Annotated in this window: 16 protein-coding genes and 1 pseudogene; 7 read left to right on the plus strand and 10 right to left on the minus strand. The window is 70.5% G+C overall.

Features of this window, described 5'->3' with window-relative positions; genetic code table 11:
• The first annotated feature begins 7 nt into the window (after positions 1 to 7).
• From OV079_RS32330 to OV079_RS32340, 3 genes are read left to right on the plus strand one after another with little or no spacing between them, the layout of a single operon-like run.
• Entirely contained in the window at positions 8 to 1,204 is a 1,197-nt protein-coding gene (locus tag OV079_RS32330; protein WP_267773012.1) for a V4R domain-containing protein, read from the plus strand.
• A gap of 7 nt (positions 1,205 to 1,211) precedes the next feature.
• Positions 1,212 to 1,481 (plus strand): hypothetical protein, encoded by a 270-nt coding sequence (locus tag OV079_RS32335; protein ID WP_267773014.1) that lies wholly within the window; start codon positions 1,212 to 1,214, stop codon positions 1,479 to 1,481.
• Complete coding sequence (locus OV079_RS32340; protein WP_267773016.1) at positions 1,478 to 3,337, plus strand: PAS domain-containing hybrid sensor histidine kinase/response regulator; 1,860 nt, start codon at positions 1,478 to 1,480, stop codon at positions 3,335 to 3,337. The genes OV079_RS32335 and OV079_RS32340 overlap by 4 nt, the downstream gene beginning before the upstream one ends.
• A gap of 232 nt (positions 3,338 to 3,569) precedes the next feature.
• Here the strand turns inward: OV079_RS32340 and OV079_RS32345 are convergent, their stop codons facing one another.
• From OV079_RS32345 to OV079_RS32360, 4 genes are all read right to left on the minus strand, one after another.
• Positions 3,570 to 4,847: a hypothetical protein gene (locus OV079_RS32345; RefSeq protein WP_267773019.1), complete on the minus strand. Its 1,278-nt coding sequence runs from the start codon at positions 4,845 to 4,847 to the stop codon at positions 3,570 to 3,572.
• Positions 4,814 to 5,554: a hypothetical protein gene (locus tag OV079_RS32350; protein WP_267773021.1), complete on the minus strand. Its 741-nt coding sequence runs from the start codon at positions 5,552 to 5,554 to the stop codon at positions 4,814 to 4,816. Before OV079_RS32350 ends, OV079_RS32345 begins: the two co-directional genes overlap by 34 nt.
• Positions 5,555 to 5,736: 182 nt before the next feature.
• Positions 5,737 to 6,219, minus strand: coding sequence for a GyrI-like domain-containing protein (locus OV079_RS32355; RefSeq protein WP_267773023.1), 483 nt, complete (start codon positions 6,217 to 6,219; stop codon positions 5,737 to 5,739).
• Entirely contained in the window at positions 6,189 to 6,647 is a 459-nt protein-coding gene (locus tag OV079_RS32360; protein WP_267773025.1) for a helix-turn-helix domain-containing protein, read from the minus strand. Before OV079_RS32360 ends, OV079_RS32355 begins: the two co-directional genes overlap by 31 nt.
• 101 nt (positions 6,648 to 6,748) lie before the next feature.
• On the opposite strand from OV079_RS32360, the gene OV079_RS32365 reads away from it, so the two are divergent.
• A complete protein-coding gene (locus OV079_RS32365) occupies positions 6,749 to 7,315 on the plus strand; it encodes a hypothetical protein (RefSeq protein WP_267773027.1) in 567 nt (188 codons plus the stop codon).
• 110 nt (positions 7,316 to 7,425) lie between these two features.
• On the opposite strand, the gene OV079_RS32370 is transcribed toward OV079_RS32365, so the two are convergent.
• Positions 7,426 to 8,253: a hypothetical protein gene (locus OV079_RS32370; RefSeq protein ID WP_267773030.1), complete on the minus strand. Its 828-nt coding sequence runs from the start codon at positions 8,251 to 8,253 to the stop codon at positions 7,426 to 7,428.
• A gap of 316 nt (positions 8,254 to 8,569) precedes the next feature.
• On the opposite strand from OV079_RS32370, the gene OV079_RS32375 reads away from it, so the two are divergent.
• Positions 8,570 to 9,640: a hypothetical protein gene (locus tag OV079_RS32375; RefSeq protein WP_267773031.1), complete on the plus strand. Its 1,071-nt coding sequence runs from the start codon at positions 8,570 to 8,572 to the stop codon at positions 9,638 to 9,640.
• Positions 9,640 to 10,296 (plus strand): hypothetical protein, encoded by a 657-nt coding sequence (locus tag OV079_RS32380; protein WP_267773032.1) that lies wholly within the window; start codon positions 9,640 to 9,642, stop codon positions 10,294 to 10,296. Before OV079_RS32375 ends, OV079_RS32380 begins: the two co-directional genes overlap by 1 nt.
• A 16-nt stretch (positions 10,297 to 10,312) precedes the next feature.
• Here OV079_RS32380 and OV079_RS32385 read toward each other — a convergent pair whose 3' ends face one another.
• The 4 genes from OV079_RS32385 to OV079_RS32400 form a co-directional block, all read right to left on the minus strand.
• Positions 10,313 to 11,206: a M28 family peptidase gene (locus OV079_RS32385; protein WP_267773034.1), complete on the minus strand. Its 894-nt coding sequence runs from the start codon at positions 11,204 to 11,206 to the stop codon at positions 10,313 to 10,315.
• A 112-nt stretch (positions 11,207 to 11,318) separates the two neighbouring features.
• A complete protein-coding gene (locus OV079_RS32390; protein WP_267773035.1) occupies positions 11,319 to 11,552 on the minus strand; it encodes a hypothetical protein in 234 nt (77 codons plus the stop codon).
• 406 nt (positions 11,553 to 11,958) lie between these two features.
• On the minus strand, positions 11,959 to 13,173 hold the full coding sequence (locus OV079_RS32395; RefSeq protein WP_267773036.1) for a polysaccharide pyruvyl transferase family protein: 1,215 nt from the start codon (positions 13,171 to 13,173) through the stop codon (positions 11,959 to 11,961).
• Between the two features lie 103 nt (positions 13,174 to 13,276).
• A complete protein-coding gene (locus tag OV079_RS32400; protein WP_267773037.1) occupies positions 13,277 to 13,519 on the minus strand; it encodes a Nif11-like leader peptide family natural product precursor in 243 nt (80 codons plus the stop codon).
• A 481-nt stretch (positions 13,520 to 14,000) separates the two neighbouring features.
• Here OV079_RS32400 and OV079_RS32405 point away from each other — a divergent pair, with 481 nt between their 5' ends.
• Entirely contained in the window at positions 14,001 to 14,645 is a 645-nt protein-coding gene (locus OV079_RS32405) for a GNAT family N-acetyltransferase (RefSeq protein ID WP_267773038.1), read from the plus strand.
• Here OV079_RS32405 and OV079_RS32410 read toward each other — a convergent pair.
• Positions 14,642 to 16,362: pseudogene (locus OV079_RS32410) on the minus strand (carbamoyltransferase family protein). The gene OV079_RS32405 and the pseudogene OV079_RS32410 overlap by 4 nt on opposite strands.

Here is a 16,362-nt window from a genome sequence, read left to right on the forward strand (position 1 = left end):
GATGACAATGGCGATCGACAGCGACCTGGCTTCACGGCTGGCCATGCAGTACGAGCCGACGACGTATCGCCGGCGGATCGCCGGGCACGACGTCATCATCCACTGTCATCACTACAACGCGCGGCTGCAGCGGACCCTCGAGGGCGCGCGCGGCATCGACGGCAAGGGCCTGATCGTCGGCGCCGCCGAGACCGTGTTCGCCGACCAACTCGCGCGGGCGCTGCGCCCCGAAGACGACGAGGCGCAGCGCTGGGCCGTGGCCGAGCAGCTCTACCGCCACCTCGGCTTCGGCCGCATCGACCTGTCGCAGATCGGCGCCGACGTGGTCACCGCCGACTCGTCGCACTTCGTCGAGGGCTGGCTCGCCGGCCTCGGCGAGAGCGGCGAGAACGTGTGCAGCTTCACCGAGGGCTACGTGCAGGGCGCCGTGCACGCCGTCACCGGCGCCGCGGTGCGCGTGCGCGAGGTCGAGTGCATGGCCCGCGGCGCCGAGCGCTGCCGCTTCGAGGTCGACCGCGGCGAGCGCCCGCCGGTGGCCCCGAACCGCAAGGACTTGGCGATCCCGGCCCCGCGCGAGCCCGGCGCCCACTGGCTGCGCTCGCCGCACGTCGACGAGCAGGCGATCATCGACGCCGTCGTCGGCATGCCGATGGTCGGCGACGAGGCGGGCCTCATCCCCGCCTTCAGCGTGTATCTGGCCAACATGCCGGCCGACTTCTACAACCGGATCTGCATCGGCTTCGTCGAGGCCATGCGCGCGCTCGGCCGCGACAAGGCCGCCATCCGCCTGCTGATCTCCGACGCCGAGCACTGCGGCATGAACACCTTCCGCGGCATCATGCACTCGCCCGAGTGGGACGGCCTCATCGCCCCCATGGTGCGCGACCGGTCCGACGCCCTGCACGCCATCATCGCCATCAGCAACGCCCTCGGCTGGGGCGACTGGCACGTCACCGCCCACACCCCGCGCTCGCTCGCGCTCGAGTCGCGCTACGGCTACGAGGCCGTCGGCTACCGCGAGTACCGCGGCCTGGCCGCCACCCCGCAGTGCGCCATGCTCACCGGCGTCGCCGCCGGCGTCATGGAGCTCGTCTACGGCGAGGGCACCGTCGAGGAGCGCTACGGCACCTTCAACGCCCGCGAGGAGCGCTGCGTCAGCTGCGGCGAGCCCTCGTGCAACTTCGCCGTCGAGCAGGTGGAGTAGCCGCCGCATGCACCGCGAGAAGGTCCCCGCGTGCGTGCATCCGGAGACCTACAAGTACTTCCTCGAGCGTGACGCGGTGATCCCGACCTGGCAGAGGCTGGCCGCTCGCTGGGGCGAGCCGCGTCACAACCCGAGCTTTCGCACCATGGAGATCGCCGCCCCGCGGTTCACCTTGCGCAGCACCGTGCTCGGCAACCCCATCACCGTCCTGCGGCGCCGCGAGTGCACCGCCGACGACGTCGCCGAGCTGCACGCGCTGCTGGGGTACCACGAATGACGAGCGACCGCGCCGGCGCGACCTCCTGGGCCCACGAGCTCGAGCTCGACGCCGAGCTGCGGATCGTCGCCGTCGACCCGCAGCTGTGCGCCCGCCTCGGCTGCGCCAGCGGCACCCTGGTCGGCCAGGGCCTCGACGAGCTGTTCTCGCCGCGCGACCGCAAGGGCCAGCGCCTCTTCTACCAGGCCCTGAGCCGCGCCGACGAGGCCGGCCTCGACCTCCTCATCACGCTGCAGATCGGCGGCCAGGAGGTGCTCTCGCGCATGCAGATGGTCCCGCGCGACCGCCAGTGGCTGGCCCGCGTCGAGCCGCTGACCGCCGACGGCAACCTCGTCTACCAGCTCTACTCGGCGCAGGAGCGGTGGGCCCACATCGTCAAGCGCAGCACCGAGGGCGTGGTCGTGCTCGACCCGGAGGGCCGGATCGTCGACTCCAACGCCGCCTTCTTCGAGATCATGCGCTTCCGCTCGGCCCACGGCGTCATCCTCAGCGAGGAGGCGCTGCGCGGGCGCCCGCTGCGGCCGCTGCTCACCGCCCACGGCTCCGGCTCGGGCCCGCTGGCCGAGCACCTGCAGAGCCCCGCCGCGACCCGCGACCGCTTCGCCGCCGAGCTGGCGTGGGGCGACCGCTGGCTCGACATCACCGTCACCCCGCTGCAGCTGCCGGTGCGCGGCTTCGTCGGCCTGTGCGTCACGCTGCGCGACGTCACCGAGCGTCGCCAGGCCGAGATCTTGCTGCGCCAAAAAGAGGCCGCCGAGGCGGCCAGCATCGCCAAGAGCCGCTTCCTCGCCAACATGAGCCACGAGCTGCGGACCCCGCTCAACGCCATCATCGGCTACAGCGACCTGCTGCTCGAGGAGGCCGAGGCGCGCGGCGACCACGAGAGCGTCGGCGACCTCAAGCGGATCGGCATCGCCGGCGTGCACCTGCTCGAGCTCATCAGCAGCATCCTCGACCTGACCAAGATCGAGGCCGGGCGCATGGAGGTGTGGCCCGAGCGCTTCAGCTGCCGCGCGCTGGTCCAGGGCGTCACCTCGGCGCTCGAGACCCTGGCGCAGCAGCGGGGCAACCGCATCGAGCTGCGGATCCCCCGCGAAGTCGGCTTCATGGTCACCGACATGCTGAAGCTGCGCCAGGTGCTCTTCAACCTGATCGGCAACGCCATCAAGTTCACCGAGCGCGGCACCATCCGCGTCGGCGTGCGGCGCATGACGCAGGACGAGCGCGACTGGATGGAGATCGCGGTCGCCGACTCCGGCATCGGCATCGCCGCCGAGGCCCTGCCGCGCCTGTTTCAAGAGTTCACGCAGGCCGACGCCTCGACCACCCGCCGCTACGGCGGCGCCGGCCTCGGCCTGTCGATCGCCCGCGAGTTCTGCCGCCTCATGGGCGGCGACATCACCGCCACCAGCGTCCCCGGCGAGGGCTCGACCTTCACCATCACCGTGCCCACCGAGCTCGACGTCGCCGCCCCGCCGCCCGACGCCACCGCCCCGCCGCAGGGCCCCGTCCTCGTCATCGACGACGACCCCGCCACCCTCGAGCAGGTCCAGCGCGGCCTGCAGGGCGAGCACGTCCCCGTGATAAGCTGCACCAGCGCCTCGCAGGGCCTGTCGCTGGCCAAGTCCGTGCGCCCGCAGGCGATCGTGCTCGGCATCGCCGTCCCCGACGACGACGCCTGGAACGCCCTGGTCCAGCTGCGCAGCGACATCGGCCTGCGCAGCGTCCCGGTGATCGTCGCCTCGCTGCTCGACGAACAGGCCCGCGCCCTGGTCCTCGGCGCCTCCGCCTACGTCGGCAAGCCGATCGACCGCGACCACCTGCTCACGGCCCTCGCCCAGGTCCGCGCGGCCTGACGGCGTCTATCGGAATGAGAGGAGACATGTCCCGATGGACATGTCTCCACGATCGGCCGCTCCCAGCGCTCGGACTATCTCATGTATGTCCTCGAGGTCGATCTCGGGCGTGGAGCGAAGCTCTTCGACGAGGGTCGTGAATCGCTGTCGCAACGTGCTCTCCGTCTCGCGTGAGATGGGCCGCGACGGGCACGCCGAGGCGTCGTCCCGTGCGGCGCTCGGGCGAAACGATCTACTTCGACTTCGCGGACCGCCCCTTCTTCGACGGCGACTTCTTCGCCGCCGGCTTCTTCGCCGCCTTCACGGTCTTCTTCGCCGCCGTCTTCTTCGCCGCCGTCTTCTTCGCCGCCGTCTTCTTCCCGGCCTTCGCAGTCTTCTTCGCCGCCGTCTTCTTCGCCGCCGTCTTCTTCGCCGCCGTCTTCTTCCCGGCCTTCGCAGTCTTCTTCGCCGCCGACTTCTTCGCCGCCGTCTTCTTCGCCGCCGTCTTCTTCGCCGCCGACTTCTTCGACGCCGACTTCGTGGCCGCCGTCTTCTTCGCCGCCGACTTCTTCCCGGCCTTCGCAGTCTTCTTCGCCGCCGACTTCTTCGACGCAGCTCGCTTCGCCGCCGACTTCTTCGCCGCCGTCTTCTTCCCGGCCGTCTTCTTCGCCGCAGCTCGCTTCGACGTCGACTTCTTCGCCGCCGCTCGCTTCGCCGCCTTCTTCGCAGGCGTATTTCTGGACGCCGTCTCCTCCGCAGCCGCCGTCTCCTCCTCCACAGCCGTCTCCTCCTCCACAGCCGTCTCGGTCTCCTCCTCCGCAGCCGCCGCCGTCTCCTCCTCCGCAGCCGCCTCGGTCTCCTCCTCCGCCGGCTGCTCGTCCTCCGCCTGCGCCCCCGTCTTCGCTTCCGCGCTCACCGCAGGCACGGTCACGGTGTGCAGCACGCCCGGCGGCAGGTCCTCCGCGCGCAGCTCGAGCCACGGCACCTCCTCTTCTTCGCTCACCTGCGCCAGCTTGAAGCGCTCGTGGCGGCGGTCGCGTTCGAACACGTAGAGGCCGTCGTCATCGACCGGGTCCGCCGTCAGCGCCGGCGGTCCGCCGGCGAACTTGTCGACCTGCTGGAGCGGCGCACCCGCCTCGTCCAGCGCGCGCAGCAGGATGAGCTGATCGAGGAAGCTCCGCAGCGGCACGCGCCTGAGGCCCTGCGCCTCGATCCAGCGCTCGACCGCCTCGGCGTCCCCACCGTGGAACCCGTTGACGTAGGTGCCCCCGATGAGCGCCCCGCCGCGCGGCACCTCGTCGGGTCGCAGCGTATTTGCGAACGCCTCGGACCGCGCCGCGATCGCCGTCACCTGGTGGGCGATCTGCATCGCCGCGTCGACGTCGGCGTGCTCGTCTTCGGGGATCGCCGCGAGCATCGCGTCGATGGCCGGACTGTCGTCGCGCGCGGTGAAGAACAGGCACCGCCGCACGCTCGAATCGGGCGGCAGATCGCGGGTCAAAAACTCGGGCACCTCGTCGAGGCGGTACACCAGCAACGTCTCCGGGCCCTCGCCTCCGCGACTCTCGCCGCCGCCTGCGACTCGGCCTGCGCCCGCGCGGCCTGCAGCTCGAGGAACACCGCGTCGGTCTCGGGCGGCAGGTACCACGGAACCGCCTCCGCCGCGTACTCGAGCTCCTGCTCCGGCGGCCCGTCCGGGCCCCAGTAGGCCGCGGACAACGCGTCCTCCGTGTTGCCGAACTGGAACACGCGACCGACGCCGGTAAGCTGCCGCGCCAGCTCGAACGCCCGCTCCAGCTCGGCGTCCGGCGGGGACGCCACGGCCTTCGAGGCCCGACGCACGAGCTGCAAGAGGGCCCCGTCCGCCGTCTCGGGGGCGTCGTCGGTCGCATGGAGATAGACCTCGGAGTCGGCCCAGTCGCAGTCCCACTCGTCCTCGGCGGGGTCGAGCACGTGCGCCGCCACGATCGAGCTGCCGCGCGCGGCGAGGGAGCGCGTCACCGCGACGAACTCCGCGAGCGCATCGCCGGCATCGACCTCGACGCGGCGCGTCGGGTACCACAGGTGGCGCCCGTCGAAGCAGCGGTAGAACTGGGCCGCGAGCTCGGGCGCCGCGCCGGGCGCGAGCCGCAGGACCACCTTGATGGTGATCATGTCGGCGTTGCCGCCGGGCCAGCGATCGAAGGTGCGGAAGTAGAAGACAGCCTTCCGGAAGGTGAACTCGTCGGGGGTCGTCATGGGGTCGCACGGATTTAACCCGTGAGAGCGCGCGGGACAAGGCGAGAATCCCCAGGCGATCCGCGAGCATCGCGGGGGATCGCCCGACGAGCTCGGTAGAGCCTCGCAGCGCCACAATCCGATGTTCTCCTCGTCTCGCCCGCGAGCGCGGATTCGCCCTCAATCATGGCATGACTGAAAGGTCATGTCATCGCATTGCCGAGCCCGCCGAGGCGCTGCACCGGCACGTGCACCACGCAGCGCGAGCGTTCGAACCGCGACGCGTGCCACACCGCTGGGTCGAACAGCGTCACCACCGGCGCGAAGCGCCAGCGCAGCGCCGAGCCCGGCAGCCAGTCGCGGAAGATCCACGTCATGAGCGCGTGGATCCCCGCCATCGCCCCCTCGTAGCGGAAGCGGGCGGACCAGCCGGCCTGCATGCGCCACGGCGAGAACCCTGGCGGGGCCTTTTCGCCGTACCCGAGGCGGATGCACCGGTACTCGCGCGGCAGCCCTGCGTCTTGTTTTTTTGAAAAGAAACCCCACGGCGGTGACGCGGCCGCCAGCTCCCACGTCGACGCGGGCGGCTCGACGGTGTAGAGCCGGCGCCACGCCGCGGCGATCGCCGCGTCGTCGAACCGCGCCGCCACCACGCTCACCGCCGAGGACAGCGGTCCGAAGCGCACGATCTCCGGCGACTCCAGGAGCCCCTCCGGCCGCCCTCGCAGGGCCCCTGCGGCCGCGGAGCGGCCCCTCTCGGCCCGCGCGGGCGGCCACGCATCGCGCTCGGCGGCACCCCGAACGCGCGCACGAAGGCGCGGCGGAACGCCTCGTGCGACGCGTACCCGGCCTCCTCCGCCACGACCTCCAGCGCCTTGCCCGGGGCGGACGCCAGCTCGTGCGCCGCCCGCTCGAGCCGCAGCGTCCGCAGCCAGCGCAGCGGCGGCTGCCCGACCACCGTCTGGAACGCGCGGGCGAAGTGCGACGGATCGTAGCCGACGCGCCCCGCCATCGCCTCGACCGTCCACGGCTCGTCGGGTGCGTCCTGCAGCTCGAGCAGCAGCACCGCCAGGGCCGCGCGCGCCTCCGGTCCGACCGCGTACGCCCGGCTCATCCTGCGCCTCCCGTCATTCCCAGGACCGGTAGGGGTCGCGCCGTCGACGGGCGATACAACCCTCGCGCCGCGGCCCGCGTCGCGTCATCGAGGAGTCGTCCATGCCGTCCGAGTACGTCCACAGGGCCGCGTTCGTCGCGTTGGCCGTCGCCGCGTTCGCCTGCAAGCACCCCGAACAATCGACCCCGCCTCCCGCCGTCGCCGCAACATACTACGTCGGCACCACCGCCACCACGTCGCCCGACGGCGCGCAGCCCTACGGCCCGCCGAAGACCATCGCCGTGCGCCGCACCGTCGATCCCGCGCAGGACCGCATCGAGGAGCTCGTCGTCCACCCCGGCGAGCAGTTCTTCACCGAGCTGCGGCGCCGTCCCGGCGACACCGCGGTGTTCACGACCACCGACCGCGCCGGCAGCTTCAGCGGCACGGTCCGCTTCACCGGCCCCGAGTGGGCCTGGACCGCGTGGACCTACGACATCGCCATGAGCGACGGCTCCGGCAAGCTGCAGGGCAGCGGCCGCCTCGGCGCCCGCAGCCTCGACACCGACAAGCTGTTCGTCAGCCCCGACGGCCAGCCCCGCGCGCGCATCGTCGAGCACCTCGAGCAGGTCGACGAGCCCACCTACGCGAGCACCCGCGACCAACTCCTGCCGACCGATCCATCATGACATGACCCGAAGGTCAGATGGACATTCGCCGACGACCGCGCTCGCTCGACGACGACATGTCCCGAGGGACATTCGCTCGCTCCGCCGCTCCGCCGCCGAACCGTGATGGATCACCCGCGCGCCCTTCGCCGCTGCCACCACTCCGGCCACGGCAGCAGCACGACGACGACCAGCAAGATCATCGGCCGGAAGTCGATGTGCAGCACCTGGTCGATGCCCACGTGCAGCGCCACCAGCCCGGCCGCCAGCCAGGGCTGGAGGCGCGGCAGCGGCACCAGCAGGACGGCGGCCAGCTCGATCGCCAGCGCCGCGGTCGCCAGCGCCGCGGCCACCCGCGCGTCGCCGATCGCCCACGCCCGCACCAGGCTGTCGGAATCGCCGAGGCGCCACAGCCACAGCTGCAGCGCGGTCCCGTCGGCCCAGCGCCACCCGGACGTCAGCACCTTGTTCAAGCCGGCGCCGGCGTAGAAGCACGCCAGCACGAACACCGCCCCCTCGCGGACCCACCGCGGCGCCTGCCCCGGCTCCGCGCGCGCGTGCTCGTGGGCGACCAGCACCACCAGCAGCCACAGCGGCGGCACGAACTTGTGGCGGAACCACGGCAGGTCCTCCCAGTACAGCGAGCCGAGGGTCAGCATCCCCAGCGCGGTCGCCCAGGCCGCGATCAGCCTGACCGTTCGCGCATGTCCGATGAGCCATGTCGCCGCCCCACCCCACAGCAGCGCGCGCCCCAGCCACAGCAGCGCCGGCGACGACCACCACGCCGTCGGCACCACCAGCCCCGCCGCCGACACCGTCGCGTCCTTGGGCAGCGAGGTCCAGCGCAGGTCGACCTCGAGCGACAGCCACAGCGCCGCCGCGATCGTCGCCCCGCGCAGGCCGGCGGCGAACAGCGCCGGCTCGCGCTCGAACAGTCTCGCCCAGGGCCCGCCGCGCACCCGCGCAGCGTAACCGACCTCGTGCCCGGCGCGGAAGCGACCTCCGCAACCGCGACTCTCTCGCGCACGGACCGCCCTGAACGCGGTCCCCGGCGCGTCCGCGCACCGACGCGAATGTGTCGGCAGTCGCCCCGCGACCGCGACGGCTCGCGCAAACCTCGGGACCCTCCATTCGTGGTAAAACCGTTTCACGATGACAGGGCCTGGCAATGACGTGATCCTCGCGATCGAGGCGCCGAGCGCTCGCTTCTACCAAATGGACGGCCGGCCCGTATGGCCCGTGCGCAGCGCGAGAGAGCGGGACAGCCTGGAGCGGATGGTCTCGACCCTCGGCGGCACCGTCGCGTTCGTCGACCGCGCCGACGAGGCGGTATTGAGCGGACCGGAGCTCGTCGTCGGCCTCGGCGTCGGCGCATTCGAGCACGCCCGGCTCTACGCCCACCTGACCGGCCGCGCCTGCGAATTCGCCGAGGACCTCGAGCGACTCGCCGCATTCCCCGAGGCCGCCGTCGTCGTCACCACCTACGCCTTCGTCGACGAGCGGCTGCTCGACCAGCTCTACGATCGCTACCCGCTGACCTCCGCGCCCGGCCTGATCTTCAGCTACGACGACGCCGACCTCTCGCTGCAGGTGTTGACGCGGGCCGCCGCGCTCCACTGCAGCCACCGGCATTTCGAATACCGCCGCGTCGACATCAACACCAACATCGAGTTCGGCGCCCACATGGCGCCCGAGTTCTCGATCGTCGGCGCCCAGGCCACGCCCGCGGAGTTTCGCCGGGCCCTGGCGAGCAACGCCGGCCTGCTCACGCTCTACAGCCACTCCGACGGCATCGACGCCTACCTGCGCGACGGCCTCGTGCTCTGCCCCATGGAGGGCGCCGACCTCGACGTCCAGCCGGCGCCCAGCTGCGTGGTCACGGGCTATTGCCAGCGCTGCAGCCGGCCGATGTCCGAGGTGCTCGGCACCGAAACCCTGCTCCACCCGCGCGCCGTCAAGGCCCACGTCCTCGTCTATTGCGTGTGCTGGGGCCTCTATCCGTCGCAGCACATGTACTCGCCCGCCTACGCCCTGTCGCGCCGGTTGCTCGAGAGCTTCACCGTCGGCGCGCTGGTGACGAGCTGGGAGATCAACATCCAGCGCCTCCCGCTCACCGCCCGCCTGTTCCACGACGTCGCGCGCGGCCTGCCGCTCGGCGAGGCGCTGGCGCGCCACCTGTCGTCACCCGAGGCCCGCGGCAACTACCACAAGCTGTGCCTGATCGGCGACCCCGGCGTCCGCCTCGAGCCCCTCGACGTGCCCGATCCGCTCGCGGGCGTGCAAGCCTTCCAAAACCCCCGACACCGTCGCCACGCTGCTTCGCGGGGCTCGCCCTGCTGCGGCTGATGATCCTCCGCGGCCACGCCAGCGAAGGTCGCCCCGACGTCGCCGCCAGGGTCACCGCGAGCGCCGCCGAGTACGAGGCGATGCTCGTCGAGGGCCGACGTCACGACGCCGCGCTCGTCGATCGCTTTCGCCATGACATGCTCGACTGGCTGACGAGCCAGGACACGATGCTGTCCAAGAACTGGGGCCGGTTCGTCGACAGCATCGAGGCCCTGCCCGAGAAGACGCCGTGCTCCGTGTGCGGCCGGCGGACCGTGGCGCGGGCGTTCGTCCTGCGGATCGCCGGAGCCGTGCCGCGGCGCGAGACGGTGTGCCCGAGCTGCGGTTCGGTGCAGGACATGCCGCTCGATCACACCCTGTCGATGTCGGTCACGCCCGACGGCTGGATGCACCTGCACGGATCGCCGCCTCGATCGGAGTGGCTCGCCCGCGTCACCATCGAACGCTTCTTCACGCGCGAGACCCTCCACTGGGACTGGCCGGCCGCCGCGACGGGCGAGCCGGCGCAGTCGTTTCAGGTGCCCGAGCCGTGGCCGCACGTGCCGTTCCGGCTGTCCCTCATCATGGTCCACGGCGACTGCGAGTTTATCGTGCTCGGCTGCCTGTACCGCGGACCCCTCTCGCCCGAGGGTGACGCGGTCGACTCCATCGCCTGAGCCGAACCGCGACGACTCACTTCGCCCGCGCGCCGACCAGGCGCCCGATGCCGGTCACCAGGCCGCGGCTGACCGTCTCGAGGAATTCGTAGTCGAGGGTGTCGGGCAGATCCGACGGCTCGTGATAATGCGGATTGCGCAGACCGGCGGTGTCGGTGACCAGCACGGCCGGATATCCGAGCTCCCAGAACGGCACGTGATCGCTGCGGCACGACGTCGGGATCCACTCACCTTTGAAGCCGGTCGGCAGGGTGAACGTCCGCGCCTCCGCCGCTCGCAGCCCGCGCGCGAGGGTGTAGGTCGAGCGCAGGCCGCGGAGGTTGTAGAGAAGCCCGATGAAGTCGCCGCGATCAGGCAGCACCTTGCCGAGGTTGCCGGGGTACTGCTGGCTGCCGGGAGCGTGGCTGCAGTAGCCCACCATCTCGAGCGACATCATCAGGCGGATCGGCTGCCGGGCCCACTTGCACTGGGCCGCGTGATGGCGGCTGCCGCAGAACCCGACCTCCTCGAGATCGAAGGCGACCAGGCGCAGATCGTGGCGCCGGGGCAGCGGCGCCAGGCAACGACCGATCTCCAGCAGCGCCGCCAGGGCCGAGCCGTTGTCGTCGGCGCCGGGCGAATCGGGGACCGAGTCGTAGTGGGCCCCGACGACCACCAGCTCGCGCTCGCCGTCGTCACCGTCGCCCGGAAGCTCGACGACGAGGTTCTCGTGGACGACCCGACCGCGCAGGAACGGCTCGATCCGCAGCGCCCCGCTGATCGCCGACATCCGCTCGAGCAGCCGCTGCTTGACGCGGGCGTGCCCCTTCGGGTTGGCGCGGGGGCACCGAGGCTCCGCGACCGCCTCGACGTGGGCCCGCAGGCGCGCGCGCTCCGGCTGAACTGAAATCGTCCGCTTCGCGGCGTACATCGCGTCAGCGTACCGCGAGTGCCCTGATAAGTCCAAAGGGAGCGGCGAAGAGGCTCCGCCGCTCGTTCCTCGCTATTCAGCGAGGATCATGGTCCTGGGACGGACCCCGCTGCTACCAGCAGACGGGCTCGCCGAGGAACAGGCTGCGGATGGCCCACTCGGGCAGACCATGCTTGCGCAGTTCTGCCGTGGCGATCGACCGCGCGTTGGCGGCCAGGGTGTTCTCGTCGTCGCCCAGGCCGGCGTCCTGCGCGTGCTTGAGCAGCTCGTCGCTGTTCTTGGCGTTGCGCAGCTTGTTGTGCAGGTCCTTGGAGCCCGCAGCCTTGTTGAAGATGCTCTCGCTCATCGTTTTCATCCTTGGTTTCAGGGACGTAGAGCGACACATGCGCCCTACTCTATGAATCTTGCTGCAATCGTATCGCAACTGTCAATCATACGAACGACGTTCGACAATGGGGGCTCTCGGAGACGCCGGACGGCGGGCCGGACACACGAATCAGCACGTGCATACGCGCGAGCGCGGGCGCGATCGCCGGCGCGATCCGCCGGAGTCAGCCGCGTCTACCCGCGCATTTTCAGCGCCGCCGCACCCTCCACAGGGGCTTCTTTGCCACAATCACCATTCCGAGACAGCCGCGCCCGCTGCCGGCGTTGCGCTGAACCAATGACGACATCGACCCGGAGCACGACGGGCCGACTTCGATTCGCCAAAGCGACGATTCACGCTCGAGGACGGACGGCGGAGGGACCTCTCAAGCGGGCCGAGCCCATGTTCGTGCGGTCGTATTCGTGAGACTGGACGACGCGGCGATGCCGTGCGCGATCCGGTCGAAGTGAGCGTGGATGATCGCGCGGACCGGACCGAGGTCGGGTGGCTCGCCGCGCGGTCGTTCGCGCAAGCGCTGCAGGGGTCCGCGCCAGCGCTCGACGAGCGCGTCGCCCAGGAGCAGGGCGTCGTCCGCGGGATCGGTGAGCCCGTGCCGGCGCGCGGTCACGATGCGGTCTTCCCAGGAGAACAGCCGGAGGAGGTTGCGGCTGCGCGAGCGGACTGCGTCCTCCCGATCGATCACCAGGAAGGGGATCCCCGCGAGCAGCGCGGCGATCGTCCCGTGGTAGGTGTCGTTGATCGAGGCGTCGAACTGCGCCATCAAGGCGAAGGTCGCCAGCGGGTCCTGGTAGCGCTCGATGTAGTGGAAACGGTCCCCGTATTTTTGCTGGATCCGCAGCACCCCCTCGATGTGGTTGTACTGGCGGCTGTACGGATAGACCCACACGTCGTAGTCTTTTAAAAGGGTCGCGTCCGCTGCGATCGCGTCCACGATGCCCTCGATGAAGTGCGCCATGACCGAGAGCCCGAGGATCTTCTTCTCGCGCTTCAAGCGGGGCACTTCGACCCCGCGGAGCACCTCGGTCAGGTCCAGGGAGAGCGTCGGGTCGGGGCAGAACGCGATCTTGTCGGCGCAGCCGAGCTCCCGCAGCGCGTCGCGGACGTACTCGGTGCGCACGCCCACGTAGTCTGCGCGCTCGCACAGGCCGCGGAGGCGCTCGGTGTGGAAGCCGTCGACGATCTCTTCGCGGGACAGGGCCGAGTGCGCCGCGTTGTAGAACACCGGCGGACCGGGCGACTCGAGGAAGACCGGCGAATCGAGGAGGAACACCGACGGCGCCGGCGGCGGCGCGAGGATGATGTCGCCGCCGAGGACGAGCGCGTCGTAGCCCATGAGGCTGGTCTCCAGCAGGGTCTGGCCCCACTGCGAGGAGAAGTATCGCAGCTCGCGGCCGTGCACGAGCTCGCTGCGGAGCCCGTGGAAGCGACCGATCGCGTCCTCCGAATAGATGTCGAACGAGGCGTCGGGCAGCCGCCGGCCGAGCGCGCGGAGGGCCGCCTCGAGGATGAGAAAACAGCCGGGGTTCCGCTCGCCGAAGTAGCCGCCATACATCCCCACGAGAGCGACACGACGCTTCATGCTGCGATCTCCGGGCGAACGAGGTCGGGGTTCGGGGTGGATATTCGAGGCGAGGAGAAGGTGCCCATACACCGACACGATGGACGGGGTATGGGCGTTCAAGTTACCAGCAGACGGACTCGCCGAGGAACATGCTGTCGACCGCCCAGTGCGGCAGGGACAGCGGCGCCAACGCCTTCGCCGCGACGGACCGCACGGCGGAGGAGAGGGCGTGGTTCTCCAGGGTGTATCCGGCCGTCTCGGCGATCTTCAACAGCTCCTGGGGGTTCTTGGCGGCGTTCACCTCGCCCTGCAGCTTCGGCGACGCAGCGACCGCGGCGAGAAATTCTGAGGCATCGTTCTTCATGTCTTTTCTACTCCTGACTGCCTACATTAAGGCCCCGTACGTTAACCACTCTGGATCGGTCGGGTCAAGGTTAAAGGCCACACACGGCCTCGCGTTCGTCGTTCGTGTGATGACGGCCGCGCCCCGTCGATTGCGCGGAGGCGTGCTCCGCCTGCGCCTGACGGCCGCGGGGCCCGCTCCTGCGGCGCAATGCGAAGCGCACGCTCCCGCCGGCGAATCGGCGCTGCACGCCGTCGCTCTTCCTGCCGACAATCGCCATGCATGGCCGACCGGCGCGCTAGGGCGGGCGATTGCGGTGACCATGACGAATGCAGCCTCGCCCCGAACCGGGGCCCGGGCGGTCGCCCAGCGCGCGGGACGACCAGACCATTGTCGCTCCCCGGGCGCGGCCCGCGGATCGAAGACGCGGCGGCGCGCGGGCGGGTCTTTCCTCGCCGAGCGCGCTCGCCGGCCGAACCGCGATGGCGGGGCCGCGCCGAGAATGCTGTTTCGCGCGCCCCTGCGGCGGCGATCGCCGCTGTTCGGAATTTGTGTTGGACGCCGCGCGCGCCTGGCCTACATTGGCGGCGAACACGGAGTTGTCGTGCCCCCAGAGATCCTCACCAAACGCCTGCGCCTCGACGATTTGACCGCGGATGACGCCCACGCGCTGTTCACCTACCGCTCCCATCCGGAGGTGACCCGCTTTCAGGGCTGGTGCCCCGCGGCGGTCGAAGACGCCGGGGCCTTCATCGCTCGCAACGCGACCAAACCCTTCAACCAGCACGACTCGTGGTATCAGCTCGCCATCCGCGCCGCGGACACGGGCGCGCTGATCGGCGACTTCGGCGTGCACTTCATCGGCGACGACGGCCAACAGGCGGAGATCGGCTTCACCATCGATCCCGCGTCCCAGCGCCGGGGCCTGGGCTCCGAGGCGGTGATCGCCGTGCTCGATCACCTGTTCACCGCGCTTCAGAAGCACCGGGTGTACGCGTCGGTCGACCCGCGCAACGAGGCCTCGATGGCGCTGCTGAAGAAGGTCGGTATGCGGCAAGAGGCCCATTTTCGGGAGAGCCTGTTCTGGAAGGGCGAATGGGTCGACGACGTGGTGTTCGCGCTGCTGCGCTCGGAGTGGCGGGCCTAGCTCGGCCGCGACACCAGGTAGCTCCCCAGCGCGAGGTAGTTGATCCGGGTCGTCATGAACGTCTTGATCGCGTCCTGCGGGGAGCACACGATCGGCTCCGAGTCGTTGAATGAGGTGTTCAGGACCAGCGGCACGCCGGTCCTGCGCTCGAACTCGGCGATGAGCTCGTAGTACCGCGGGTTGTCGGCGCCGCTCACGAGCTGCGCCCGCACGGTGTCGTCCTTGTGGATCACCGCCGGGATGCGCTCGCGCTTGTCCGGGCGCACGATCGAGGTCGCCAGCATGTACTTGTTGGCGTCGGCCCCGCCGCCGGCGTCGAACCATGCGTCGGCCTTGTCGGCGAGGACGCTCGGGCAGAACGGCCGGTAGCGCTCGCGGTGCTTGACCTGCACGTTCATCCGCTCGCGCACGTCCTTGTCGCGCGGATCGGCCAGCAGGCTGCGGTTGCCGAGCGCGCGCGGCCCCCACTCCATCCGCCCCTGAAACCAGCCGATGATGTTCCCCTCGGTCAAGAGGCGCGCGACCTCTCGAGTGACGTCGACCTTGCGATGCGGCAGCGAAGTGTGGGCCAGGATCCGCTCGATCTCCGCGTCGCCGTACTCCGGCCCGAGGTAGGCGTCGGTGAACACGTAGTTGCGCGGCTGGCCGAGGACCTCGGTCCAGATCAGGATCGCCGCTCCGAGCGCGGTCCCGGCGTCGTGCGCGGCCGGCTGGATGAACACGTCGTCGAACAGCCCGCTGCGCACGATCTTGCCGTTGGCGGCGCAGTTGAGGGCCACGCCCCCGGCCATGCACAGGTTGGGGTAGCTCGCGCGGTCGAAATTGGCGAGCACTGCGAACAGCGCCTCCTCGGTCAGCTGCTGCAGCCCCGCGGCCACGTGCGCGTAGGCCTGCCAATCGTCGACGCCGAAGTCGACGGGCTCGCTGCGCCGCGGCAGCTCGAACAGCCGCTCGAGCGGCGAGAAGTCCGGTGATTCGTGGCGCAGCATGTCCTGGTCGACCGCGAGGGTCGACCGGTCGGTCATGATCCGCGAGAACGCGTCGATCGTCCGCGCCGGGTCGCCGTAGGCCGCGAGGCCCATGACCTTGCACGCGTCGTAGCGGCTGAAGCCGAGGTAGCGCGACAGCTTCTCCCACACGAAGCCGAGCGAGTCGGGGAAGGTGAAGTCGCGGACCTTCTCGAGCCGCGTGCCCGCGCCGTGGTAGAGCGAGCTGCTGGCCCACTCGCCGATCCCGTCGACCACGAGGACCGCCGCGCGCTCGAACGGCGAGACGTGGAAGGCGCTGGCGGCGTGGCACGCGTGGTGCGACAGGAAGTGGAACTCGCCGCGAAAGCCGGCCTCGCCGAGCTGCTTCTTCGAGGCCAGCACGCCCTCCAAAATTTCAGCCCGTTCTCCTGGCTCTGGTAGCTCGTCGCTTCGAGCTCCCATTCGTGCTGATGCGCCCCGCTGCTTCGCCACGCCTCGACCCCGGCCTGCAGCGCCTCGGGGCTGAACGAGTAGCCGACGTGCGCGACGTCTTCGAGGCCGATGCCCTCGTGGGCCAGGCAGGCCCGGATCGCCCGCCACGGCAGGACGCTCGTGCTGTCCGGCGTCGAGTGCTTGCCGTGCTTGCGGCGGTTGAGCCGCTCCTCTTCGATGGCGATCCGCACCACCCCGTCCTTGACCAGGCAGGCGGCAGATTCGTGGTACGCGGCGTTCAGACCGAGGATGTACAT

This window comes from Nannocystis pusilla (assembly GCF_026626665.1).
Classification (GTDB): domain Bacteria; phylum Myxococcota_A; class Polyangia; order Nannocystales; family Nannocystaceae; genus Nannocystis; species Nannocystis pusilla.